Raw genomic sequence first — 24,098 nt, 5'->3', positions numbered from 1 at the left:
AATATGGCACTCGTAGCGAACCGGCGTTCCGTGATGAGTCTTTTTTCGTCTGCCAGCTGTCCGCAGAGTCACCGGGTTCGCGTGGTGCTGGCCGAGAAGGGCATTACCGTCGAGATCGTCGAGGTCGACAACAACAAGCCCGAGGACCTGATCGACCTGAATCCCTACAACACCGTGCCGACCCTGGTCGATCGCGAACTGGTCCTCTACGACCCGCGCGCGATCATGGAGTACCTCGACGAGCGCTTTCCGCATCCGCCGCTGATGCCGGTCGATCCGGTGTCACGCGCGCGTACCCGGCTGGCGCTGTACCGCATCGAGCAGGACTGGTACGGCCTGGTGCCGGCGCTGGAGTCCAAGGGCGAGAAGACCGCGGCCAAGGCACGCAAGCAGCTGCGCGACAGCCTGACCTCGAGCGCCGAGGTGTTTGCCGCGAAGCCGTATTTCCTGAGCGACGAATTCTCGCTGGTGGACGCGAGCATCCTGCCGATCCTGTGGCGTATCAAGCATTACGGGATCGACCTCCCGCGCCAGGCCAAGCCCGTGCTCGACTATGCAGAACGGATGTTCGCACGCGAATCGTTCAAGGAAAGCCTGTCCGAGGTCGAGCGGGAAATGCGCGACTGAACGACGCTGCGCGCCCGGCCCGTGCGTGCCGCCGCACGCTAACCGGGCTGGTCAGCGGTTGCCTGCACCGTTATGCCGCGCGGGCCGCGTGGCATAATGGCATGGGTTCTAGTATTGTCTTGCCCATGAACAGCAGTCGTCCCTACCTTGTCCGTGCCATCCACGAATGGATCCTGGACAATGAAATGACCCCGCACCTGCTGGTGGATATCGAGGGTGAAGGGGTCGATATCCCGGCCCAGCACGGGCAGAACGGCAAGATCGTGCTCAATATCAGCCCGGCCGCCGTCGAGGGCCTGACCTTGGGTAACGACGCCATCGCCTTCCGGGCGCGTTTCGGCGGCATCGCGACGGATGTGTATGTGCCGGTCGACGCGGTGCTGGCCATCTACGCCAAGGAGAACGGTCGCGGCATGGTGTTCAGTGACCACGATGGTGGCAGTTCCCCGTCGCCAAGCGAACCGCCATCCGGCAAACGTCCCTCTCTCAAGATCGTCAAGTAGGCGCGGACCGCGTCTGCGAGTAAAAGCGGTGCCTGACAGGGATCAGGTCGACGTGCCCTGGCGCACCGGTTCCATGCGGATCTGCGGCGCCGGGATGCCGCTGGTGCGCAGGAAACCCTCAAGCGCATCGAGCAGCGGCGACGGCGTGCAGACGTAAAAGTCCCGGCTGCCGGCGTCTTCCAGTCGCCCCAGGATGGCGGGCAACAGCGTCTCGACCGGCTGCGTCGCGCTTGCCGCGAGCGGGTGATAGGTGAAATTGTCGAGCGCATCGTCCCAGGACCGGCACAGGTTGCCCAGGTAATGACTGTTCCCGGGTGTGATGATCCAGAACAGGTCGATGGTCTCGGCGATATCGAGGGCCATGGCATGCTCGATCAGGCTCTTCACCGGGCCGAAGCCGGCGTTGACGGCGATGAATACCAGCGAACGCGGCGAATCCTCGTCGAGCGTGAAGTCGCCGTTTGGCCCGCGGATGGTCAGTCCGACGTTGGGCTTCAGCGTGCCGAGCCAGTCACTGAACGGGTCGCCGGCCGTGACCGGAATATGGAACTGCAGGTTCATGTCATCGCATGGGCAGCTGGCGATGGCGCACTCGCGGGCCGGCAGGTCGTCGCGGCCGAGCGTCAGGAACTGGCCGGCGAGGAAGCGCAGGCGCCGGGTGCGCGGGGTTCTCGCATGCAGAATGACCACCCGGTCATCGGGCTGTTCCAGTTTCCTGATCCTGATCTCGATCTCCTGTTGCGGGATGTCGCCCGCGCCGTGTGCCTCGTTGGCTTCCAGGACCACGTCCGTCACCGCGGTATAGGAGCAGGCGAGGATGTAGCCGAGACCCTTTTCCGTTTCGGAGAGCGCGTAGTCATGCGGCGCTATCTTCTTGACCTCGCCCGATACCACCCGGCATTTGCACATGCCGCAGTTGCCGTTGCTGCAGCCGTAATCGAGCGCCAGGCCGCCGCGTAACCCGGCCTCCAGCAGGGAATCGGAACCCTCGATGAAAAACTCGTGCCCACTGGGCACGATTCTGACCTGAGCAGCCATGACCCTGAGAAACGCCTCCCGTGCGAAGAAACCGCTGGAATCATCCGGTGATTCGGCCGCCTCCAGCGTCTGGAAGAACCAGTCGCGCAGGCCGGTGTAGGCTGCCGCCAGCGTGCGCTCGTCTGCCGCGCCGGCCGCTGGCTCGCCGAATTTCCGCTTCAGGCTTTCGACCAGGCCCTCGCTGCGGCGTGCCTGCGCGCGCGCCGCAGCCAGTTCCCGGCCGAGCGAGAGCACGCGCGCGTAGAGTGTATCGACATCCGGCTTGTCCACTTCCGCACGGATGATCTTGTTGACGGCCTGTTCCTTGATAGCGCCGACCCGTTCCAGCATGGTGCTGTCTTCGATTTCGGTCTGCGGATAGGCGTGCAGCAGGTCGGACAGCAGCAGCTCGCCCTCGAAGGTACGCAGTTCACCACGCTGGATCTGTTTCTGCAGGGTGCCGCGCTTGACGCCGACCAGGCGCGCAGCACGCGACAACGTGATCAAGTTTGGCAGCATCCCGTTCCGGTCCCCCCGCGGTTCGTGCCATAACACTATAACGCAACGGCAAGAAGAGGCAATCCGCGCCGGGCTGCTATACTCGCAGCAGCGCAAACCCTGGCAACCGGACGTGATCGAGATCGTTACCGCGGATATCACCACCCTCGCACTCGACGCGATCGTCAATGCGGCGAACAGCAGTCTGCTCGGGGGCGGCGGGGTGGATGGCGCCATTCACCGCGCGGCCGGCCCATTGCTTGCGCAGTTCTGCCGGACGCTGGGCGGTTGCCGTACGGGCGAGGCCAAGATCAGCCCCGGTTTCGGACTGCCGGCGCGGCGCGTGATCCACACCGTCGGACCCGTATGGCAGGGCGGCACGAACTACGAGGCGGCATTGCTGCGGGCCTGCTACCGCAACAGCTGTGAGCTGGCACTGCAGAACGATGTACACAGTATCGCCTTTCCCGCCATCAGTACCGGCGTGTACGGTTTCCCGCGGGCGGAGGCAGCGCGCATCGCACTGACGGCGCTGCGCGAGTACGAGTCGCGCTTCGAGCGTCTCATCGCCTGCTGCTACAGCGACGCGGATGCCGCGCTCTACCGTGCCGCGCTGGGGCAGCCGGACTGAAGCCCGCCGGCGGGTGCGGCGATTTGTCACTCCGGCCGCGCTTGTGTTTGCCGGCCGCGGCCACATGTAAGAGGTAAGTGAGATCGAGGTGTCCATGAATTCATCGCGTGCGCCTGCCGTGGCGGGCCTGTTCTATCCATCGAGCCGCTCCGAGCTGTCCGCGCAGGTGCGCGCGCTGCTCGCCGCGGTGCCGGACGGCGGCGCGCTGCGTCCTCCCAAGGCCCTGATCGTGCCCCATGCCGGGTATGTCTATTCGGGACCGGTCGCCGCCAGCGCCTATGCCCGGCTGGCACCGCTGGCCGGCCGTATCCGCCGCGTCGTGCTGCTGGGTCCGGTGCACCGGATACCGGTGCGCGGCCTGGCGTTGCCCGCAGCCACCGCGTTCACCACGCCCCTGGGCGAGGTGCCGCTGGACACGGCGGCGATGGCGGCACTGCGCAAGCTCCCGGCAGTGACGGTGAACGATGCCGTGCACGCCCAGGAGCATTCGCTGGAAGTGCACCTGCCGTTCCTGCAGACCGTGCTGGGCGATTTCACCCTGCTGCCCCTGGCCGTCGGCGATGCCACCCAGGCGGAGGTCGCTGCCGTGCTGGACCGCGTCTGGGGCGGTGCCGAGACGCTGGTCGTGATCAGCTCCGATCTCTCGCATTACCTGCCGTACCGGGCGGCACGCCGCGTGGATGAAGAGACGGTACAGCGCATCCTGGAACTGCGGGCGGACATAGACCACGACGAGGCCTGTGGCGCCACGCCGGTCAACGGCCTGCTGGCCTTCGCCGCCGACCGCGGTCTCACGGCCGAGGTGCTGGATCTGCGCAATTCGGGTGACACCGCCGGTGATCATGCGCGCGTGGTCGGCTACTGCGCGATCGCCTTCTACGAGGCGAAGGCGGCATGAAGCCGTTGCCCGAATTGACCGAGCCCGGGCTGCAGCCCGCGGCGGACGATCCCACGCTGCTGGCGGTGGCGCGCGACGCGATCGCGCGCCGCCTGGGCGCGGCGGGAGTCGCCTACACGCCGGCCGCCTGGCTGCTGGAGCCGGGCGCTAGCTTCGTGACGCTGACCCTGAACGGCGACCTGCGCGGCTGCATCGGCAGTCTCGAGGCCTACCGGCAGCTGCTGGAGGACGTGCGCGCGAATGCCGTCGCCGCGGCCGTGCGCGATCCGCGTTTCCCGCCTTTGCGCGTACAGGAGCTGGATGCCACGTGCATCGAGGTTTCGCTGCTGTCCGTGCCCGAGGCCATGGAGTTCACCTCGCAGGCCGATGCCATCGCCCGGCTGCGTCCCGGTGTCGACGGCGTGGTCCTGACCTATGGCCAGGCCCGCGGCACCTTTCTGCCGCAAGTGTGGGATGCCCTGCCAAGCCCGGAGGAATTCCTGGCCCAGCTCAAGCGCAAGGCCGGACTGCCGCCCGGTTTCTGGGATGACGGTATCCGCCTGGCACGTTATCGCGTGCGCAAGTGGCGCGAACCCGAGCGCGGGGCGGCATGAAGGCGAGCGCTGCAACCGCGCTGTACCCGGCACGCTGGTGGCACGCGCTGCCGGACGGTCGCATCCAGTGCGACCTGTGTCCGCGCGACTGCAGGCTGCATGCGGGCCAGCGCGGCGCCTGCTTCGTGCGCATGCGCGAGGGCGAGCGCATGGTGCTCACGACCTACGGCCGCTCGTCCGGATTCTGCGTCGACCCGATCGAGAAGAAGCCGCTCAACCATTTCTACCCGGGCTCCGCAGTGCTGTCGTTCGGCACCGCCGGCTGCAACCTGGCCTGCAAGTTCTGCCAGAACTGGGATATCAGCAAGTCGCGGGACATGGACCGGCTCATGGACCAGGCCAGCCCGGAGGCGATTGCGCAGGCGGCGCAGCAATCGGGCAGCAGGAGCGTGGCATTCACCTACAACGACCCGGTGATATTCGCCGAATACGCCATCGACACGGCCAGGGCCTGCCATGCGCTGGGGCTCCAGACCGTCGCGGTGACGGCGGGCTACATCCATCCCGAGCCGCGCCGCGAATTCTTCGCCGTCATGGATGCGGCCAACGTGGACCTCAAGGCCTTCACCGACGACTTCTACTACCGGCTGACCGGGGCCCACCTGCAGCCGGTGCTCGACACCCTGGTCTACCTGCACCACGAGACACAGGTCTGGACGGAAATCACCACGCTGCTGATCCCGGGCCATAACGACGGCGACGACGAGATCCGGCGCATGAGCCGCTGGATCATGGCGGAACTGGGGCCGGAGGTGCCGCTGCATTTCACCGCCTTCCATCCCGATTTCCGCATGCGCGACGTGCCGGCCACGCCGCCGGAGACGCTCGCCCGCGCCCGCCGGATCGCGCTGGAGGCGGGCCTCCATTACGTCTACACCGGCAACGTGCACGACCGCGATGGCGGCACCACCTACTGCCCCGGCTGTCACCGGGCGCTGATCGTGCGCGATTGGTACGACATCCTGGAATACCGGGTGAGTGCGGATGGCCGTTGTCCCGACTGCAACACCGCGCTGGCCGGCCGTTTCGGCGATTACCAGGGCGCCTTCGGCGGGCGCCGCGTCCCGGTCCGGATCGCGCGCTGAACCGGTGTGCCGGCCGCGGCGCGGCTCAGGGCTCCCAGCGTACCAGTTCCACGGACAGACACAGTCGCACGGTCTCGCTGATCATGATGCGATGGGTGCGCATGTCGAATTGCGTGCGGTTGACCTCGCTGGTGCCGCGCAGATGGATGGTTTCGGGATTGCCTTCCGCGTCCCGCTCCGGTGCGTCGATCTCGATATTGAACACCACGGGTTGCGTGATTCCGCGCAGGGTGATGTCGCCATAGATGTAGGCCTGCAGCGGGTTGTACCACTGGAAGGCACGGCCTACGTACAGGATTTCGGGATAATGCTCGACGTCCATGAATTCGTGGCCCTGGACGAGTGGATCGAGATCCGGATTGCTGGATTCCATGGCGGTGGTGTGGATCAGCAGCAGGGCCTGGCCATGACGCTCCGTATCGGGCGGCAGCGTCAGTCCGCCGACGACGTTGGTGAACTCGCCGCGGAACTCCTGGAACGGAAAGTAGCGCACGCAGAATCCCACCTTCGAGTGTCCGGGCACGACCCGGTACAGCCGTCCCTCGTGCGCGGCCGCGCGCATCTCCGCGAGCAGTTTCGCGTCCACGCGCCCGCCTTCGAAGGGCGTGCAGGGTTCGGCAGCCCGGGCGTTGCCGGCCGCCAGCGCCAGCAGCGCGGTCAGGATCAGGTGAATGAGGCGGGTGAGTTGCATGCGGCGAGACGGTGCTGGACAGGCATTATGTTTCTAGAGCTTATGCCCGCGCCGGCTGGTTGCACTTGACCACGGTCAAGTCGGTGCCCGCATGCGGCGCTGCCGGCGTACCGCTGCGACCGCCTTATTCACCGCCCGGCGCAGGATCCGCGGTGTAATCCGGCGCCAGGAACAGCGTCGGGTCGATCCGCGCGTCGTTCAGGCTGACGCCCCAGTGCAGGTGCGGACCGGTGACGCGGCCGGTCATCCCGACCTTGCCGATGACCGCGCCGGTCGCGAGCGTGGTGCCGGGTGTCACGTCGATGCTGCTCATGTGGCAGTACATGGTAACCAGGCCCTGGCCGTGGTCGATCAGCACCGTCTTGCCGTTGAAGAAGAAATCGCCGGTCTCTATGACGGTGCCCGGGGCCGGGGCATGGATCGGCGTGCCCTCGGCGGCGGCGATGTCCAGGCCGCTGTGCGGGCTGCGTGGCTGGTCGTTGAAATAGCGGCGCAGCCCGAACGGGCTGCTGGTCGGGCCCGCGACCGGGGGGTGGAAGTCGACCACGACCCCGTCGCGGTCGGACCAGTGCTCCAGCGCCGCATCGATCTGTTTCTTCTCGCGCCCGATGCGTTCCAGGTCGCGTGGTTCCGGGTTCACCTTGCGCTTGTCCTTGATGGTGATGCGCTGTTCCTCGTATTGCTTGGCCGCGACCTCGAAGGCGAGTTTGAATGCCTGGCCCTGCGTGGTCTTGCCCTGCAGCTGGTAGCGTCCGGGCTTGGTTCCCAGCGCCAGCCCGATCACGGCATGGTCGGCGCCCTCGAGCCGGGTCACCAGCACCTTGCGGCCGTTGTAGCGCAGCGTGCCGGCATCCGCATCCGCGGGCAGGCGCAGGACGGCGATGCCGCCGGGCACGGGCGTGGTATCCGACGGCAGGGCGTGGGCCAGGCTGTGGCAGGCGAGGGCGGCGAACAGGGCTGCGAGGCGGCGGCTGGGCATGTGGGTCGGTTCCTCCCGTGACGGTGCTGCGATTGACTCTAACGCGCGGTTCCCGCCGCGCCAAGACGGCGCTAGTCCGGTTCGACGGCGTCGACCGTGCATTGCAGGCTGCCGTGCGCGAGGCGCGCGGTCACCCGCTCGCCCGGCCGGACAGCAGCGGCCCGGCGCAGGATCTCTCGTGCGCCGGCGCGGCGGACGATGGCATAGCCGCGCTCCAGCGTGGCCAGCGGGCTGACGGTGTCGAGTGCCTTGCAGGCCAGTGCCAGGCGGCGCTGCCGGTGCGCGAGCACGGCGTCGATGGCGACCTGCAGACGGGCGGCCAGGGCCTGGCGCAGCGCTTCGGTGCGGTGGATGCGGTGGCGCGGGGTCTGTTGTTGCAGAACTGCATGCAACTTATGAACATAAGAATCCAATCTGCTGAAATAAGAGCGGATAGTGAGGCGGGAGCGGCTCTCCAGCTCGTCCAGGCGCTGGGCATGGCGGCGCAGTATCTGGCCTGGATGGCGCAGGGCCAGGCGCTGTTCGAGCCAGCCGAGCTGGCGGCGGCGGGCTTCGAGCTGGCCCTGCATGCGCCTGACCGCGCGGGCCTGCAGGGCGTCCGCCCGTGCCAGCCACTCCGCCTGGTCGGGACTGACCAGTTCGGCCGCCGCCGAGGGCGTCGGGGCGCGTCGGTCGGCCGCGAAGTCGGCGATGGTGAAGTCGATTTCGTGTCCCACGGCGCTGATGACCGGGATGTGACAGGCATGGATGGCGCGGGCGACGACCTCCTCGTTGAAGGCCCACAGGTCCTCGAGCGAGCCGCCGCCACGGGTCAGTATGAGGACGTCACAGTCGTTGCGGCGGTCTGCGCTGGCCAGCATGGCGGCGATCTCGCGCCCGGCCTCGCGGCCCTGGACGGGAACCGGGTACACCAGGACCGGAATGGCCGGAAAGCGCCGGCGCAGCACGCTCAGCACGTCGCGCAATGCCGCGCCGGTGGGCGAGGTGATCACGCCGATGCGGGCGGGCAGCGCCGGCAGCGGCTGCTTGTGTGCGGCGTCGAACAGGCCCTCGCGCTCGAGCCGGTGCTTGAGCGCGTCGAAGGCGGCCCGCAGCGCGCCGTCGCCGGCCGCTTCCATCGTCTCGGCGATCAGCTGGTAGTCGCCGCGGGGTTCATACAGGCTGACCTTCGCCCGTACCAGTACCTGCATGCCTTCCTCCGGGCGGAAGCGCAGCAGCTGGTTGCGGTTGCGGAACATGGCGCCGCGCACTTGGGCCTGGCTGTCCTTGAGGGTGAAATACAGGTGCCCCGAGGCGGGTCGGGAGACGTTGGACAGCTCGCCCTCGATCCAGATGCGCGGGAAACCCTGTTCCAGCAGGGTGCGTGCCGCCAGGTTCAGGCGCGCGACGGTGAACACGTCGCGTGCCGGGGGCGGAGAGTCCGTCGGAGTCGTCAGCGCGGGCATGATCGCAGAGCATACCCGAATCCGGGGCTGTCTGCGGATCCCGTCGGGGCGCGGTTTACCGGCGTCGTTCCAGTCCCTATAATGGGCGGCCACCAGTCACCGGCGGGAACCGAATACCCATGCGCATTGTGCAGGAAGCCCTTACCTTCGATGACGTCCTGCTGCTGCCCGCACATTCGAACGTACTGCCGCGCGACGTCAGTCTGCACAGCCAGCTGACCCGCGATATCCGCCTGCAGATCCCGCTGCTCTCGGCGGCCATGGATACCGTCACCGAGTCGCGCCTCGCCATCACCCTCGCGCAGGAAGGCGGCATCGGCATCATCCACAAGAACCTGCCCATCGAAGGTCAGGCGGCTGAGGTGCGCAGGGTCAAGAAGTTCGAGAGCGGGGTCATCAAGGACCCGATCACGGTCGCGCCGAGTACCAGCATCCGCGACGTGATCGCGCTGACCCGCGCCAACAACATCTCCGGCGTGCCGGTGGTCGACGGCGACGACTTGGTCGGCATCGTCACCAGCCGTGACCGCCGCTTCGAGACCAACCTCGACAATCCGGTCTCCAGCGTGATGACGCCGAAGGACCGGTTGGTGACCGTGCACGAGGGTGCCTCCAAGGATGAGGTGATCGCGCTGCTGCACAAGCACCGCATCGAGCGCGTGCTGGTCATCAACGACGATTTCAAGCTGCGCGGCATGATCACGGTCAAGGACATACAGAAATCCACGGACTTCCCCAGCGCCTGCAAGGACGAGTATGGCCGCCTGCGGGTCGGCGCGGCGGTCGGCACCGGCGGCGACAGCGAGGCCCGTATCGAGGCGCTGGCGGCGGCCGAGGTCGACGTGGTGGTGGTCGATACCGCGCACGGCCATTCCCAGGGCGTGCTCAACCGCGTGCGCTGGGTGAAGCAGCACTATCCCGACCTGCAGGTGATCGGCGGCAACATCGCCACCGCGGCGGCGGCGCGCGCGCTGGTCGAGGCGGGCGCGGACGCGGTCAAGGTCGGCATCGGTCCCGGCTCGATCTGTACCACTCGTATCGTTTCCGGCATCGGCGTGCCGCAGATATCCGCGGTCGCCAACGTCGCCGAGGAACTGCGCCGGGACGGCATTCCGCTGATCGCGGACGGCGGCATCCGCTATTCCGGCGATATCGCCAAGGCACTGGCTGCCGGCGCGTGGTCGGTGATGATCGGCAGCATGCTGGCCGGTACCGAGGAGGCGCCGGGCGAGGTCGAGCTCTACCAGGGCCGCTCCTACAAGGCCTATCGCGGCATGGGTTCACTGGGCGCCATGAAGGAAGGTTCCAGCGACCGCTATTTCCAGGAGGGCGGCGAACCGGACAAGCTGGTGCCCGAGGGTATCGAGGGCCGCGTCCCGTACAAGGGCTCGATGATCGGCATCCTGAACCAGCTCATGGGCGGCCTGCGTTCCAGCATGGGCTACACGGGATGCGCCAGTATCGATGAAATGCGCACACGGCCGGAATTCATCCGCGTGACCAATGCCGGCATGCGCGAGAGCCACGTCCACGACGTGACCATCACCAAGGAAGCGCCCAACTACCGGCTCGATACCTGATGTCCCAACAGGTACATTGCCGGATGGCGCTTGCGTAAGAATTATTTGCTTTGTGTGCCGTCATTCCCGCGCAGGCGGGAATCCAGAATGTGCGGGAACCGGTCGAACTGGATTCCGGATCTACACTGCGCTGCGTCCGGAATGACAGGATCATCGGCCTGTGGAAGTACCATTCAGGTCGTACCCATTTCCCGTTTGTTTTCCACGGCGCGCGCTTCGCAGGTGGAAGCAGGTGCTGACACCCTCGCTACCGGAATTGCCTGATGACCGATAACATCCATGCCCATCGCATCCTGATCCTGGATTTCGGTTCCCAGTACACCCAGCTGATCGCGCGCCGCGTGCGCGAGCTGGGGGTGTACTGCGAGATCTTCCCCTGGGATGCCGAGGTCGGGCAGATCGCTGAATTCGGGGCGCGCGGCATCATTCTTTCCGGCGGACCCGAGACGGTCACGGCAGCGACCTCGCCGCGTGCGCCGGCCGTGGTGTTCGAGTCCGGCCTGCCGGTGCTCGGTATCTGTTACGGCATGCAGACCATGGCGGCGCAACTCGGCGGACGCGTGGAAAATGCCGACCACCACGAGTACGGCTATGCCCAGGTGCGCGCACGCGGTCACTCGCGCCTGCTGACCGACATCGAGGATCACATGTCGGAGGCCGGCTACGGTCTGCTCGACGTGTGGATGAGTCACGGTGACCGCGTGATCGCGCTGCCGGACGGGTTCCGGGTGATCGCCGAGACCGACAGCGCGCCGATCGCCGGCATGGCCGACGACGAGCGCGGCTACTATGGCATCCAGTTCCATCCCGAGGTGACCCACACCCGCCAGGGCGGGCGCATCCTGCAGCGCTTCGTCATCGATATCTGCGCCTGCGACGCCCTGTGGACCCCGGACCACATCGTCGAGAGCAGCATCCGCGACATCCGTGCGCGGGTCGGCGGCGAGCGGGTGCTGCTGGGCCTGTCGGGCGGCGTGGATTCCTCGGTGGTTGCGGCGCTGCTGCACAAGGCGATCGGCGACCAGCTGGTGTGCGTGTTCGTCGACAATGGCCTGCTGCGCTACCGCGAGGGTGACCAGGTGATGGCGACCTTCGCCGAACACATGGGCGTGCGCGTGATCCGCGTCGACGCCGAGGCGCGTTTTCTCGCCGCGCTCGACGGCGTGAGCGATCCGGAGCGCAAGCGCAAGATCATCGGCAACCTGTTCATCGAGGTCTTCGAGGAGGAGGCCGCGCGGCTCAGTGCCGACACCCAGTGGCTGGCGCAGGGCACGATCTATCCCGACGTGATCGAATCCGCCGGCGCCAAGACCGGCAAGGCGCACCTGATCAAGTCGCACCACAACGTCGGCGGTCTGCCGGAGGACATGAAACTGAAACTGCTCGAGCCGCTGCGCGAGCTGTTCAAGGACGAGGTGCGCAAGCTCGGTATCGAGCTCGGCCTGCCCTACGACATGGTCTACCGCCATCCGTTCCCGGGGCCGGGGCTGGGCGTGCGCATCCTGGGCGAGGTGAAGAAGGAATACGCCGACTGCCTGCGCCTGGCCGATCACATCTTCATCGAGGAACTGCGCCGGCACCAGCTCTATGACGCGGTCAGTCAGGCCTTCACGGTGTTCTTGCCGGTGCGCTCGGTCGGCGTGACCGGCGACGGGCGGCGCTACTCCTGGGTGGTGGCGTTGCGCGCCGTGGAGACCATCGACTTCATGACCGCGCGCTGGGCGCACCTGCCATACGAGTTTCTCGATACCGTCTCGCGCCGCATCATCAACGAGGTGCCGCATATCTCGCGCGTCGCCTACGATATCTCCGGCAAGCCGCCTGCGACCATCGAGTGGGAATGATCCGGCGTCCAGCACCCACTGGCACCTGAAGGCATCAAAACACACCTAAGCCCGCGTAATAGCGGGCTTTTTTGTGTTTGTGTCTGGCACTTGCCGGCACTGGCGAGCACGCTCAAGCAGCCTTTTTTAATGGTATGTTTGATGGTATCGTCATATCTCATACCATGATCGCGACAAAATACCATACCATGTTTTTCTGGAAGTTCATGGTATCGAAAATTTACATCATATTGATATTAAAGTGTTTTTAATCGAAAAACACGCTGTACCGAATCATGGTATTTATACCCAAGGGAGGACATTGTCATGCTGACGGATACCAAGCTGCGTAACTTGAAGCCTGGAGACAAGCTCTACAAGGTGAACGACCGCGATGGGCTCTATGCAGCGGTGACGCCGGCAGGAGCCATCTCCTTCAGATATAACTACTCGGTCAACGGGCGTCAGGAGACGCTGACGATAGGCCGGTATGGAACGGGTGGCATCACGCTTTCGGAAGCGCGGGAACGATTGAACGAAGCGAAGAAGATGGTGGCAGCCGGGAAATCACCTGCCAGGGAAAAGGCGCGTGACAAGGCGCGCGTGAAAGATGCCGAGACGTTCGGTGCATGGGCTGAAAAGTGGCTGCGTGGCTATCAGATGGCTGACTCGACGCGCGACATGCGCAAGTCGGTTTATACACGAGAATTGAAAAAGCAATTTGGTAGTCAGAAGCTCGCCGAAATCACGCATGAAGATCTGCGTGCATTGACCGATGCCATCGTCGAAAGAGGCGCGCCAGCAACGGCGGTGCATGCTCGCGAAGTGGTGTTGCAGGTCTATCGTTGGGCAATCGAACGCGGGCAGAAGGTGGAGAACCCTGCCGAGATGGTGCGCCCGACAAGCATCGCCCGATTCGAGCCGCGCGATCGCGCGTTAACACCGGCCGAGATTGGCTTGATGTACCGGTACATGGATCGGGTGGGGACATCGCCCCAATACCGAGCGGCGATAAAGCTGTTATTGCTAACGATGGTTCGAAAATCGGAGCTGTCCAATGCAACATGGTCCGAGGTTAATTTCAGCGAGGCACTTTGGACTATCCCGAAAGAACGGATGAAACGGAGGAACCCGCATCTGGTGTACCTGTCTCGTCAGGCGCTCGATATTTTCATCGCGCTCAAGACCTTTGCGGGTGGATCTGAATTCGTGCTTCCGTCACGATACGATTCGGACGTGCCTATGAGCGCCGCAACGTTGAATCGAGTCATGACGTTGACGTATCAGGCTGCCCAGAAGAAAGGTGAACCACTCTCCAAATTCGGCCCGCATGATCTTCGCCGTACGGCCAGCACGCTACTGCATGAGGCCGGCTACAACACGGACTGGATCGAGAAATGTCTTGCTCATGAGCAGAAGGGGGTGAGAGCCATCTATAACAAGGCCGAGTACCGAGAGCAGCGTACGGCGATGTTGCAAGACTGGGCAGACATGATTGACGAGTGGACTAACGGGCAACGGCGGTAACGCCAGGGCGGTCGGCCTGTTCTCCGGATCGCTTTCGCGATTCGATCCATTCCTCCACTTCAGCCAGATCCCACGCAACGTTTCGGCTCGTGAGTGCGATTCGGCGTGGGAAATCTCCGCGCTTCTCCATGTTGAAAATGGCGCGTTCCGACAGCGGGATCATGGCCAGCAGTGTCTTTCGATTGATCAGTGTCTTTCCCGGCAGAGTCCGGTGTGCTTCGTCCATCGCATTCTCTCCGTCCCGGTAATGCGGATACCGGAGTTTGGATTAACAATGCTATAACGTTAGCACGGTGCGAATCTTTCTGACAAAAGAGAATGTTTAGCAAAGTGATAAGCACTTTGCCTAACAAGAGAACGCTGATGGGGTTGCCGGGCGGGCTTAACGAGACAAAGTGTGATTGCGGTCCTCGAGGTAGGCAAGTTCGCTCACACGACTTCACCTTTGAACACTACGACGCCGACGATGGTCGCGGTCGTATTGAGTTCAATGATGCGGTTCGGCCAGTCCGGATTCAGTGCCTTCAGGTACTGCCGGTTCCCTTCGACGATCAGTTGTTTGAAGGTGGCCTCGTTGGATTCATCGATGCGTACCACCACGTATTTCCCGTGTACTGCGGCGACATCGGGGTCCACAAAAATCAGATCACCTTCATGGAATTTGGGCTCCATGCTTGAGCCGCGAACGCGCAATACAAAGGATTCCGGGCTGCACGTTACGGGACAGGGGAGCAGTTCTACCCCGTATTGCGGGGCGAAACCTTCGGAAATCTCAGACCATTCACCCGCCTGCACCCAGGAAATCAGCGGCCGCAAGCTGCGAATATCGGGCCCTTCATCGGCGTTCGGTTCTGGGGACTCAGCTGGTTGCTGCGATGGGTCGTCGTGGGCTTCATCCATCCAGCCCAACGGTTTTCCCATGCCACGTTCCAGCTTTTCCGCCAGATCATCACCCACTCCCCTGGGCGTGCCCTTCTTGGTGGGCATTTGATTTCGGACCTGGCTCAGATAGGAACTATTGGTGCCGGCGACCCGGGCGAGTTTGGCCGCAGAACCGGCCTCGGCGATCAGTAGCTCTAGATTCAGGAGCCTGACCTTTTCGGGTTTTCGCTTCATGCGAAATAGTATAGCACCAGATTACTGTAAAATTTAGCACAAAGATAAACACGCGGTGTTTGCCAGAGAATTAGCTCAATGCTAATGTTTTTGTCATGGAGTTAAAAGACTTTCTAAGGGCGGCAACCAAGCGGGAACGCGCCGAAATAGCCGAGGTTTGTAGCGATTCCGTCTCGTATCTCTACCAGTTGGCGGGACGGCATCGCTACGCCAGCGCCCTGCTGGCGACCCGGATTGAGCAAATCACCCGGCGGCTGGCCAGGAAATCCGACGGTCGGCTCAAGGTGGTACCAAGGGAAAGCCTGGTCAGGCACCCGGAGATCTTCGCCGGCGTGCGCGAGGAGCCCGATATCGACTATGGCGTATCACCATGAATAAACGGGCCGCCGACAAAAAGACTACACCAGCCAGTCCTTCGCCATCACCCGAGCCCGGGATACTGCCGGATGGGCCGACACCGTTGCGCCTGGAGGTAACGTGCATCAAGGCCTACGACCGCAATCCCCGCCGAAACGAGAATCCGGAATACGATCGCATCAAGGCCTCCATCCGTGCCGATGGAATGGATCAGCCCTTGGTCGTCACCTGCCGACCCGGGGAAGTCGACTACATTGTCGGCGCCGGCGGCAACACGCGGCTGCACATCCTGCAGACGTTGTATCAGGAAACGGGCGACGAACGATTCCAATGGGTCGATTGCCTGTTCAAACCGTGGCATCAAGAGTCGGATGTGCTCCTGGCGCATCTGAGGGAAAACGATCTGCGCGGCGGATTAAGTTTCATCGACAAGGCCCAGGCCGTGTTCGAGGCCAAGACGCTTCTGGAAGAGGAGATGGCCATCGATAGTCTTTCGCAGCGCCATCTTGAAACGATACTCCGAGAGCGCGGCTACAGCTTGAGCCATGGGTTGATCTCCCAGATGGGCTACGCGGTTCACACCTTGTTTCCGGTGATTCCTCGTGCGTTGAAGTCGGGTCTCGGCCGACCGCAGGTGGAACGAATTCGCGCCCTGGACAGGGCGGCGCGCTGTATCTGGAATAAGCGCAAGCTGGGTGATGACGAATCCTTCGGTGCAGTGTTCGCGGCATTGTGTGAACGATACGACGGTCCCGAGTGGGATATCGAACTGTTACGCAATGCAATTGAGATCGAGATTGCGGAAGAGCTCGAGGTGAGCATCCAGGCCATTCGCGTTGAGCTGGATGCGCAGCTTTCAGGCCGCGAGATCGAAATTCCAATCATCGAGAACGACCACGATGCAGATGCACCGGAGGAAAGAGACGCTGCTCCAGTAGTTTCTCTGGTGAAAGGGAAATGTGTCGCCGAGGACCAGAATATTGGTGACTCACGCGGTAGTAACTCAGATGCGGCATCTAAGCGTGAAGCGTCTCCATCGCAACGACCATCGATTGTGAATGTGCCCGATGCTTCGGAGGAAGAGTCAGAGGAACCACCGGATGACTCGATCGAGGCAAGGGCGGATTCCGTCGAGAGTTCGATCACGCTTAGCCAACCCGTTACCACGGACCTCAAATCGCTGCGTGCTCGTGCTTGGACGCTGGCCGCTCGTCTCGCGCAACGCAATGGTATCGGCGGCCTGGTCGCGCCTCTGTCCGGAAAGGGACTCGGATTCATCCTCCGTGACGTGCCGGACTCGTCGTTGGCCGATCAGTTGGACGCCGACACGCTCGGTCAAGTCTCCATGTTGTGGTGGCACCTCGCGGCTTGTGCGGAAATGACCGTGGCGCCACTGGATGCCGTCATCACCACTTTGTCCGACGACTCGATCCTGCGCCGGGCGCTTGAGAACCAGGATGCCGGTCTGCTCTTTAACAGCGTCTGGACGTTGGACCCGGGACACACCGGCTATCGCCTGTGGCGCCAACTCGGCGAGCAGGACTGGCAGGATCTGCTCAACTTGATGGACACCTACCGTCGTATTCGTCGTGCGGCGGAGGCCTCGCAGGTCAGGCTCTGGGAGTAGACGCGATGGATGGGACCAAGGAATCTGATTTGATCACGGCCGTGCTGATGTATGCGATCCGCTGCCTGGCCGAAGGCGATCAAGCTGCGCTGCGCAACATGAACTTCGGTCCGCGCGAAATCGAGGCATTGCGCGAGATGAACCTGGCCGATCTCTATCGCGTCGAGTCCTTGCGGGCCCATTGTCTGGATATCGTTCTCAACCGGGACGTGTACTGGCCCATGATCGACCACCTGCGCCGGCAGCGCGAATCCGAAGACCTGCAACAAGTGCTGATCGCCGCTGATGCACCATTGGAGATGATGCAAACACTCTTCGGTTTGGGCTCCCGCGAATACACGCGGCTGCGTCGTATGCTCACCGTCGATCCATCGGTCGGCCGTCCGGCGGAACCCGACGAAGAGAGCACACACAAGCTATGGAACGTCTGGGTCCAACAGGCGAACCGCGAAGAAGAGGGTCCGCTCCAGCCGGACCAGTATCTTGCTATCCACCGTGAAACCGGCATATCGATGCGGGCCATATGGAACTTGACGCAACGTTGGAATCAATACGGTGATCTGACAGGACGAAGCGGTCACGATTCTGCGGAGCGAGCGTGTTCGGATGGGTGAAGGTTCTCGCGGACTCCGACCCGAGACCCATGCACTCGATGCACTGATACTGGCAACCATCGAACGGGCACAACAGGAATCGGGTAGCACGCACACTGATACCATGTTGTTCATGGGGAACCGGCATCAGGCGTTCCCCACACTGGTGGTGCAAGACCCTGTACTCGAACCCGTGGACAAGCTTGCATGGATGGTCATCATGCTGCAGGCCCAGGAGACCGGTGGTAGTACGGCGTTCCCCAGTTATGAGTATCTCGCCAAGAAGACCAACGTCTCATCCACATCGACCATCTCCCGGGCTATCGCCATTCTGCGCGCCACTCGTTGGCTGACCTTGTGCGCGCGGCTGCGCGAAGCGAGTGGCCGTTTCCGCGGCAACGTGTATGCGCTGCACGACGAACCTCTCCCGTTAGTGGACGCCCTGCATCTGGACCCGGACTATATGAAGTTCCTGCAGCAGTCGCTCGGGCATCATCATGCGCGCGTGCGCCTGGTCGCCAAGGGCGTGTTGGATACCATCGACGAGGATATTCAGGAAGGTCTCGATATTTGTGCGCAAGGCCATCCACTCGAACGTCGTATGCAGGCGGCGGAGGTGATCCAGCAGGATTCAGCGCGGCGCTATTTTGCGTTCAGCGCAAAGGTAATGACGCAACTGCGCAACGTGGTCAGTGAAGACGGCGCGGATCACCGGGACCAAAATTCAAAGGCGGATGAAACAGCGCTCCAAATTTTGAGCCCACAAAATTCGAAGTCGAGTAGTTGTAGTAGTTATATAAATAAAACTACTACTACAAAAACTACAGGCGAGGTTGAAAATTCAGGGCCATTGAATAACGAGCCACCCCTGATCTATCCCAAGCGCCTCTCGGACAATCAGCGCGAACTGGCAGATCGTTATCTGAAATCCGTACCTGCAGCTGCACGCCAGTCCATCCTCGATGAGCTGGAAGGCCGGTTTCGTTCGGAGCAAAAGGGCATGAAACCCGTGTACGACGAAATGCGCTTCCTGCACTTTCTGTGTCGCGCCGCGAACAAGGGTGAGTTCGTACCGAATCTCGGCATCAAGGTGCGCGACGAACGCATCGAGCGGGAGAAGGCGCGCCTAAGGTACCAGAAGCAACAGGAACAAAGTCTGGCAGAGGCGAAGCGTCGCGATAGTTCCAGCGCCTCAGGTCAAAGACAACTCGCTGAGCTACGCAAGTCGCTCAACCTGCCGGCACGCCCGAAGAGCGACAACGAATCAGGCTGACTGATACCGGCAATGTGGTGGTTACAGTGTAACCGCCATCGACTCGTCTTCTTCTTATTTTCATCTTGCGATTTCAAACACGTCGAACCGTGCATGAATAAAGCCTTGTCTGTCGGCGCCGGTCATGGATTGATGAGGGCTCATTCAAAGTCAATTAGGATGAAGGATATGGCGCATGAATTTCGGTAAATCGGATCCAGAACAAAAGACAGAACTGCGCCCGGAAGAAACGAACGTCGATGCCGGTCCGGGAGCGCTGCGTGGACAAGCGTGGTTGACGGTCCAGACCCGGCAGGCGCAACGGTTGATCCGCGGGCGCAACGGCAACGCCGACAAACCGGCGATCATCGGACTGGTGGGATTTGCCGATCGCTTGCGTGTGATCTGGCAGGCGGCACGTAGTGACGATCCCTATGCCGATTGGTGGCTGGTGAAGGTGCACGAGGCACTGGAAAGGGTGCGTGACCTGGTCAAGAACGAGCAGGCCGCATTGGACGCACACCTCGAACAGCTCACCGCTTTGGAGGTGGCCGTGGCGGAGTCGATGAAGCCGTTCCGGATCGCGCTGCAGTTCGCCAATCCCTACGCCTATCGTGGCGCACAACTGATCGCCGAGTACGACAGGTTTGTGCGCACGCTATTGACCGCCCACCATGTGGGAGTGCTAACCGGCGCGGCGATGGAAGGTTTACTCAATGCATGTGCGAGCAAGATCCGCGGCGCGTTCGCAGTACCGCAAGGCTATCACTTCCTCAACATCGATCGCACGGCACTCCAACAAGGCACCGCCAATGCGAGTCGCGCCCGCCAGCTCATGGGCGAAGTTCCGGAAGACGTGTTGAACGGAGCGCGCCAGGCACCGCTGGCACCCCGCAAAATCCGATTCCCCGAAGAGGCGGCCAAGCACATCCGACTACGGCCCGTTGATTCCGCAACAAAAGCGGATATCGCGGCTTCCGTAAACGACGTCACTGGTAGCACCTAGTTTTCGCTGGTATGCGGCGCTCGGTTCCTCATACTCCTGCAACGACTTGGTCAATAACGGTGGGGCCGATGCCGTATGGCTAAGACAACGGCAGGCAAACGCATCGCATTACAGCTTGATCCGCGCGTGGCATTCGAGGCCCTGATCCTGAACCGGCTGGAGCGAATTCCAGAAGCTCGGCGTCAAGAGTGGTTGCGCGGTCTCCTGGTCCAGGGCTTTCGCCATGAATGCCAATCGTTGCGGGTGGTGCAGGATGAGATTGTTCCGCAACCGATGAGACCACCGCAAGGACAAGGCGTGTCGACGAGGCAACCACGAACCGCGTTTGCCGCGTGGTTGGCACAACCATCGGCTCCATCGGCTACCGAAACCGAAACGACGCCAGTGGCAATCGAAGCGAACAACGCGGCGGGTCAGGGTAAGCCCTTCGCTGGCCTGAGAAAGGTGATCGGCTGAGGCCGGTTGCATAAAACACAAGACAAGAACGGAGGAGCAACGATGTCGGATTCCAATACGATGACACCCATCCAGGTAGGTGTCGATGACGGTTATGCATTTACCAAGGTGGCTCTGCCGGATGGCAGGTTGATTGCCATTCCCTCGCGGGCCAGGGTGGGCAAGGCTGGCGTCACCTGGATCGATAAGGGCCGACAACGCATCTTCGAATACGAAACCGAAGGGGCCGTGTATGCGGTGGGCGCTCTTGACGGTGCGCCCACGCATTTCGAAGGCTATCCCACCTCGGGCCTGAACCGCGTCATCGTCCAGCATGCCCTGCAGGAAGCAGGTTTGGCGGGTCGCTCCATTCATGCGGTCTCCGGTCTTCCCGTCAGTGCCTTCTACAAGAAGAACGGCGAGCAGCGCCGCGACACCATCGAGAAGAAGCGCCTCAGCTTGAAGCAGGCGGTGCAACCGAAGACTGAGCGACTGCCCGCTGCGATCGCGTTCCACGAGGTGATCCCGGAGGCGCTGGCCGCATGGTACGACTATGTCATCGTTACCAAAGCCAACGAAGCCATCCTCGATGAAGCACGCTTGTCGGTGCCGATCGCCATCGTGGACATCGGCGGGCGCACCACGGACTACGTGGTCGTAAAGGATCAGGGCGTCGTTCACGCCTCATCGGGTTCCCTGCAGGGCGGCATGTTGGACGTGAAACAACACGTGGCCAACGGCATCCAGGAACGCTTCGATCTTGAGAGCGTGGGCGAGCAACTGGTGTCATCCGCCGTTGAATGTGGCGTCGTGCGTTTGCACGGCAAGGATCACGATGTCGCGGAACTGGTTGACGCTGCCAAGCGGGAGTTGGTGGAACGCCTGTATGCGGAGACCCGCCGCCAACTCGGGCTGGGCGTGGAACTGGACCGGATAGTGTTCGTCGGCGGTGGCACCGTGGCGCTGGCGGAGCACATCGCCAATTGGTTTCCCAACCAGGCCATCGCCGAACACCCGGCCTTCGCCAACGCACGCGGGATGTTGAAGTATCTGCAATACGTTTGTGATGAGTCGAACGTGGCCTGACAGGTTTTATACGTGGTCACTGCGGTCTCAGTGACAAATAAGGCGCCTTAGGACCGTGCAACAGGCGCCGCGGCGAAAGCCTCGGTCCAGCAAGGAAACGTTATCGTTTCCGTTATTCACCAACCCTGCCGGGGAAGCCTTCCCGTCAGGGTCGCGCTTGCTCCGGATGAAAACAACCTGAAGGAGTAAACGCTATGTCCAACAACGAAAGTACCAAGTATTTCGATCTTCACACCAACGGCATCGGTTATCTCAACCGTGTCCGTGAGGTGACGCCGGAAGAGGGGAGCCCTTTTCTGAGCGTCACCATCGCTGCCCTTCGCGGCAGTGTCGACAACGTCCAATACACTCACTTCGAGTGTCCCGTGTCCGGCAAGAAGGCGCAGGAAATTGTGCGCCAGCTCAAGTCGGCCGTGGAGGGCAAATTGAAGGTGCTCATCGGATTCACGCTCAGTGATCTGTATGCGGAACCCTTCACCTTCAAGAACGGCGACAAGGCAGGCGAGACCGGTGTCAGTCTGAAGGCCCGGTTGCTTCGCGTGTCATGGGCCAAGGTCGATGGCCAGCCGTTCTTCACGGAGCAAGAGAGCGCTGCGTAAGTCCACATCCGGCCGGGTAACTCAATTACCCGGCCACCTTCCAACCCATCGGGGGATCATCCCCCCGCGGGTCTGGTCTCCCCGTTCATTCGAGGAGATCAGTCATGAAAAACACGGAAGACCGGTTCATTGGTCTAACACCGTCGGAGCTCAACGACGCGGAGAAGCAATCAGTGGTGACGTTGGCGATGAAGGTATTGGCGATCAAGCATCGCGCCGGAAGAACCTTGAGCAGTCCGGATGAGACGCGCAATTTTCTGCGTCTTCGTCTGGCCGACTACCGCAACGAGGTATTCGGTTGTCTGTTCCTGGACAACCGGCATCGGATCATCGCCGTGCGCGAGTTGTTTCAGGGCACCATCGACGGTGCCTCGGTTCATCCGCGCGTCATCGTGCAACAAGCCATGGAGGTGAATGCGGCCGCCATGGTTTTTTTCCACAACCACCCCTCCGGAGTCGCGGAGCCAAGTCGTGCGGATGAAATGCTTACCCGCCGGCTGAAAGAGGCACTTGCACTGGTCGATGTGCGTGTGCTCGACCACTTCGTGGTGTCCGGTGGTGAGAGCGTGTCATTCGCTGAACGTGGCCTGCTCTGACATTCGTAATTTTTCACAAACCCAGCCGGGAAAGCATCCACTTTCCCGGTCGGGAAGGAGGTGTGACCCGGTGTTAATTCCTAACAGGAGGAACACCATGTCCAACTCTTCAATTAATCGCAGTACCGAATCGTTTTTCGGTGAGGTTATCTCGACCTATGCCCGAGCCCAGGCCATCGAAGATGGTGTACTGATCGACACAGGCAGCATGGCACAGGAAGCCGGTTTCAAATGGCCGGTAGCCGTGACATCCGCAGCCTGGGCCGATTGCATAGCCTGGACGGAGGATGACAGCGACAAGCAGGTCTATCAGGACCAATCCGGTCGTTTGTGGGATGTGCTCTTCATGGCGTCCCACGCTATTCGACAGGGCTCAGGTTCAGGCGATCGGTTGTTGTTCAAGCTCTACCGGGTGCGTCGCGACGGGTATTCGAAGGAGGCAATACTAGCGACGCTGAAACTGATCGTCGGCCCAGGTGATCAAGGGGAACCCGTGATCACCATCCTGTTGCCTGATGAGGACTGAGAAGCGTTTCAACAGCGTTATTTCAAATCAATCGGGTCTATGACTCGAGTACACAACCAACCCCATCGGGGAGATCTTTTCCCTGATGGGGGATGGTCTCTCCGATTGAGGAACCAAGAGGAGAATCATGATGAGATATATCATTCAATACACCTTGCCCTATGAACACAGGGTCATGGTCGGCATCGAGGCCGAAACCCGGGAAGCCGCCATCACCAAGGCCGGTGAGCTGTTCGACCAGGGTGATATCTGGCAAGACTCAGCAGAAGTACCGCTGCTCTACGATGACTTCGAGGAAAAGGGTGACGCCGGTGTTCCCCTTGAGTTTACCGTGGAGGACGAGGTATGCGGCGACTGGCCGGAACCCGACGCCAGTGTCAAGGCGGTCCGCCGCCGGGACGCGGCTTTCCAAGCAGTCCGCCTGCTGATCGAGGCCTACCGTTGCGGTGAAAAGCGGGGCGGGAGCATCGACTGGGAGGACCTGGATCAGGCCTACCAAGCGGCGCTTCAGGCGTCAGGAGCAAGTCCGGAGACGGATCATCCCGAGTCGAGTCCGCGCTGCTCGCGGCTTGCCGTCGTCATGGAAGGCGGCATCGTGCAAGCGGTGATTGCCGATCAGCCGGGGGCCGCGCCTGCTGTCGCCGTCGTCGATTACGATATCGAGGGGCAGGCGCCGGAAGGCCTGTGTGACATCACGCAATCCGACGGCAGTCGCTCGAAAGCGTATGTCGTCGAACCATGGATCGAGCCGGCCCGTATCGATCTTGATGAGGTATTCCGGTCCATCGACGCGTAGTCACTTTCACGCCCCGCCTCGTGCGGGGCGTATTCTGTCTGGGGTAGGTCATTGCTTCGCGTGCCGCCTGACTCTCTACCCTCATGCCGCTTATAAGGACCTCGCGATTGAAAAATAAGTGAAAGTTCTATAAAGTGACGAGAATGCGCCGAACTGTCGTCAAAGCACTCATATTCTTCATTTTGTTCGCGAACCTCGCTTGGGCTGCGGAT

The 24,098-nt window shown here is 62.2% G+C and carries 26 protein-coding genes; 20 read left to right on the top strand and 6 right to left on the bottom strand.

Annotation, left to right across the window (positions count from 1 at the left end; translation table 11 throughout):
* Positions 1-3 precede the first annotated feature (3 nt).
* Together R3F42_13160 and R3F42_13155 are read left to right on the top strand one after the other, a co-directional pair.
* The gene (locus R3F42_13160) at positions 4-627 is read left to right on the top strand and encodes a glutathione S-transferase N-terminal domain-containing protein (protein ID MEZ5542971.1); all 624 of its coding nucleotides are present in this window, start codon (positions 4-6) and stop codon (positions 625-627) included.
* Positions 628-752: 125 nt separating this feature from the next.
* A complete protein-coding gene (locus R3F42_13155; GenBank protein MEZ5542970.1) occupies positions 753-1,130 on the top strand; it encodes a ClpXP protease specificity-enhancing factor in 378 nt (125 codons plus the stop codon).
* Between the two features lie 42 nt (positions 1,131-1,172).
* Here the strand turns inward: R3F42_13155 and R3F42_13150 are convergent, their stop codons facing one another.
* Positions 1,173-2,666 carry a 2Fe-2S iron-sulfur cluster-binding protein gene (locus R3F42_13150; GenBank protein MEZ5542969.1) on the bottom strand — a complete coding sequence of 498 codons (1,494 nt, stop codon included), beginning with the start codon at positions 2,664-2,666 and terminating at the stop codon, positions 1,173-1,175.
* 112 nt (positions 2,667-2,778) lie between these two features.
* On the opposite strand from R3F42_13150, the gene R3F42_13145 reads away from it, so the two are divergent.
* The 4 genes from R3F42_13145 to amrS all read left to right on the top strand — a co-directional run bounded on the left by R3F42_13145 (position 2,779) and on the right by amrS (position 5,852).
* Positions 2,779-3,276: an O-acetyl-ADP-ribose deacetylase gene (locus R3F42_13145; protein ID MEZ5542968.1), complete on the top strand. Its 498-nt coding sequence runs from the start codon at positions 2,779-2,781 to the stop codon at positions 3,274-3,276.
* 94 nt (positions 3,277-3,370) lie between these two features.
* Positions 3,371-4,174, top strand: coding sequence for an AmmeMemoRadiSam system protein B (gene amrB / locus R3F42_13140; GenBank protein MEZ5542967.1), 804 nt, complete (start codon positions 3,371-3,373; stop codon positions 4,172-4,174).
* The gene (gene amrA, locus R3F42_13135; GenBank protein MEZ5542966.1) at positions 4,171-4,767 is read left to right on the top strand and encodes an AmmeMemoRadiSam system protein A; all 597 of its coding nucleotides are present in this window, start codon (positions 4,171-4,173) and stop codon (positions 4,765-4,767) included. The genes amrB and amrA overlap by 4 nt, the downstream gene beginning before the upstream one ends.
* Positions 4,764-5,852: an AmmeMemoRadiSam system radical SAM enzyme gene (gene amrS, locus R3F42_13130; GenBank protein MEZ5542965.1), complete on the top strand. Its 1,089-nt coding sequence runs from the start codon at positions 4,764-4,766 to the stop codon at positions 5,850-5,852. The genes amrA and amrS overlap by 4 nt, the downstream gene beginning before the upstream one ends.
* A 25-nt stretch (positions 5,853-5,877) precedes the next feature.
* Here amrS and R3F42_13125 read toward each other — a convergent pair whose 3' ends face one another.
* The 3 genes from R3F42_13125 to xseA all read right to left on the bottom strand — a co-directional run bounded on the left by R3F42_13125 (position 5,878) and on the right by xseA (position 8,967).
* Positions 5,878-6,543 (bottom strand): YceI family protein, encoded by a 666-nt coding sequence (locus R3F42_13125; protein ID MEZ5542964.1) that lies wholly within the window; start codon positions 6,541-6,543, stop codon positions 5,878-5,880.
* A 124-nt stretch (positions 6,544-6,667) separates the two neighbouring features.
* Positions 6,668-7,522: a peptidoglycan DD-metalloendopeptidase family protein gene (locus R3F42_13120; GenBank protein ID MEZ5542963.1), complete on the bottom strand. Its 855-nt coding sequence runs from the start codon at positions 7,520-7,522 to the stop codon at positions 6,668-6,670.
* Positions 7,523-7,593: 71 nt separating this feature from the next.
* On the bottom strand, positions 7,594-8,967 hold the full coding sequence (gene xseA, locus R3F42_13115) for an exodeoxyribonuclease VII large subunit (protein MEZ5542962.1): 1,374 nt from the start codon (positions 8,965-8,967) through the stop codon (positions 7,594-7,596).
* A gap of 119 nt (positions 8,968-9,086) precedes the next feature.
* Between xseA and guaB the strand changes: the two genes are divergently transcribed.
* From guaB to R3F42_13100, 3 genes are all read left to right on the top strand, one after another.
* A complete protein-coding gene (guaB, locus tag R3F42_13110) occupies positions 9,087-10,547 on the top strand; it encodes an IMP dehydrogenase (GenBank protein ID MEZ5542961.1) in 1,461 nt (486 codons plus the stop codon).
* A gap of 263 nt (positions 10,548-10,810) precedes the next feature.
* Positions 10,811-12,391, top strand: a complete 1,581-nt coding sequence (gene guaA / locus R3F42_13105; protein ID MEZ5542960.1) for a glutamine-hydrolyzing GMP synthase — start codon at positions 10,811-10,813, stop codon at positions 12,389-12,391.
* A gap of 306 nt (positions 12,392-12,697) precedes the next feature.
* Entirely contained in the window at positions 12,698-13,897 is a 1,200-nt protein-coding gene (locus tag R3F42_13100; GenBank protein MEZ5542959.1) for a tyrosine-type recombinase/integrase, read from the top strand.
* Here the strand turns inward: R3F42_13100 and R3F42_13095 are convergent.
* Entirely contained in the window at positions 13,878-14,123 is a 246-nt protein-coding gene (locus R3F42_13095; GenBank protein ID MEZ5542958.1) for an AlpA family phage regulatory protein, read from the bottom strand. The two genes, R3F42_13100 and R3F42_13095, sit on opposite strands and share 20 nt — an antisense overlap.
* A 203-nt stretch (positions 14,124-14,326) precedes the next feature.
* Complete coding sequence (locus tag R3F42_13090; GenBank protein MEZ5542957.1) at positions 14,327-15,013, bottom strand: S24 family peptidase; 687 nt, start codon at positions 15,011-15,013, stop codon at positions 14,327-14,329.
* A gap of 95 nt (positions 15,014-15,108) precedes the next feature.
* On the opposite strand from R3F42_13090, the gene R3F42_13085 reads away from it, so the two are divergent.
* The 11 genes from R3F42_13085 (at position 15,109) to R3F42_13035 (ending at position 23,886) form a co-directional block, all read left to right on the top strand.
* Positions 15,109-15,387 carry a hypothetical protein gene (locus R3F42_13085; protein MEZ5542956.1) on the top strand — a complete coding sequence of 93 codons (279 nt, stop codon included), beginning with the start codon at positions 15,109-15,111 and terminating at the stop codon, positions 15,385-15,387.
* On the top strand, positions 15,384-16,997 hold the full coding sequence (locus R3F42_13080; GenBank protein ID MEZ5542955.1) for a chromosome partitioning protein ParB: 1,614 nt from the start codon (positions 15,384-15,386) through the stop codon (positions 16,995-16,997). The genes R3F42_13085 and R3F42_13080 overlap by 4 nt, the downstream gene beginning before the upstream one ends.
* A 5-nt stretch (positions 16,998-17,002) precedes the next feature.
* Positions 17,003-17,611: a DUF2857 domain-containing protein gene (locus R3F42_13075; protein ID MEZ5542954.1), complete on the top strand. Its 609-nt coding sequence runs from the start codon at positions 17,003-17,005 to the stop codon at positions 17,609-17,611.
* Positions 17,604-18,863, top strand: coding sequence for an STY4528 family pathogenicity island replication protein (locus tag R3F42_13070; protein MEZ5542953.1), 1,260 nt, complete (start codon positions 17,604-17,606; stop codon positions 18,861-18,863). The genes R3F42_13075 and R3F42_13070 overlap by 8 nt, the downstream gene beginning before the upstream one ends.
* 175 nt (positions 18,864-19,038) lie before the next feature.
* Positions 19,039-19,848 (top strand): TIGR03761 family integrating conjugative element protein, encoded by an 810-nt coding sequence (locus tag R3F42_13065; protein ID MEZ5542952.1) that lies wholly within the window; start codon positions 19,039-19,041, stop codon positions 19,846-19,848.
* 75 nt (positions 19,849-19,923) lie between these two features.
* Positions 19,924-20,304, top strand: coding sequence for a hypothetical protein (locus R3F42_13060; GenBank protein ID MEZ5542951.1), 381 nt, complete (start codon positions 19,924-19,926; stop codon positions 20,302-20,304).
* A gap of 42 nt (positions 20,305-20,346) precedes the next feature.
* The gene (locus R3F42_13055) at positions 20,347-21,369 is read left to right on the top strand and encodes a ParM/StbA family protein (protein ID MEZ5542950.1); all 1,023 of its coding nucleotides are present in this window, start codon (positions 20,347-20,349) and stop codon (positions 21,367-21,369) included.
* Between the two features lie 194 nt (positions 21,370-21,563).
* Complete coding sequence (locus tag R3F42_13050; GenBank protein ID MEZ5542949.1) at positions 21,564-21,968, top strand: STY4534 family ICE replication protein; 405 nt, start codon at positions 21,564-21,566, stop codon at positions 21,966-21,968.
* Between the two features lie 104 nt (positions 21,969-22,072).
* Positions 22,073-22,564: a DNA repair protein RadC gene (gene radC, locus R3F42_13045; protein ID MEZ5542948.1), complete on the top strand. Its 492-nt coding sequence runs from the start codon at positions 22,073-22,075 to the stop codon at positions 22,562-22,564.
* 97 nt (positions 22,565-22,661) lie between these two features.
* Complete coding sequence (locus R3F42_13040; protein ID MEZ5542947.1) at positions 22,662-23,090, top strand: DUF6573 family protein; 429 nt, start codon at positions 22,662-22,664, stop codon at positions 23,088-23,090.
* 127 nt (positions 23,091-23,217) lie between these two features.
* The gene (locus R3F42_13035; protein ID MEZ5542946.1) at positions 23,218-23,886 is read left to right on the top strand and encodes a hypothetical protein; all 669 of its coding nucleotides are present in this window, start codon (positions 23,218-23,220) and stop codon (positions 23,884-23,886) included.
* Positions 23,887-24,098: the final 212 nt, after the last annotated feature.

The sequence above is a fragment of the Pseudomonadota bacterium genome (assembly GCA_041395565.1).
Taxonomy (GTDB): domain Bacteria; phylum Pseudomonadota; class Gammaproteobacteria; order UBA9214; family UBA9214; genus UBA9214.
The sequence above is the reverse complement of the archived record's forward strand: the minus strand, read 5'-3'. Positions and strand labels throughout refer to the sequence as shown.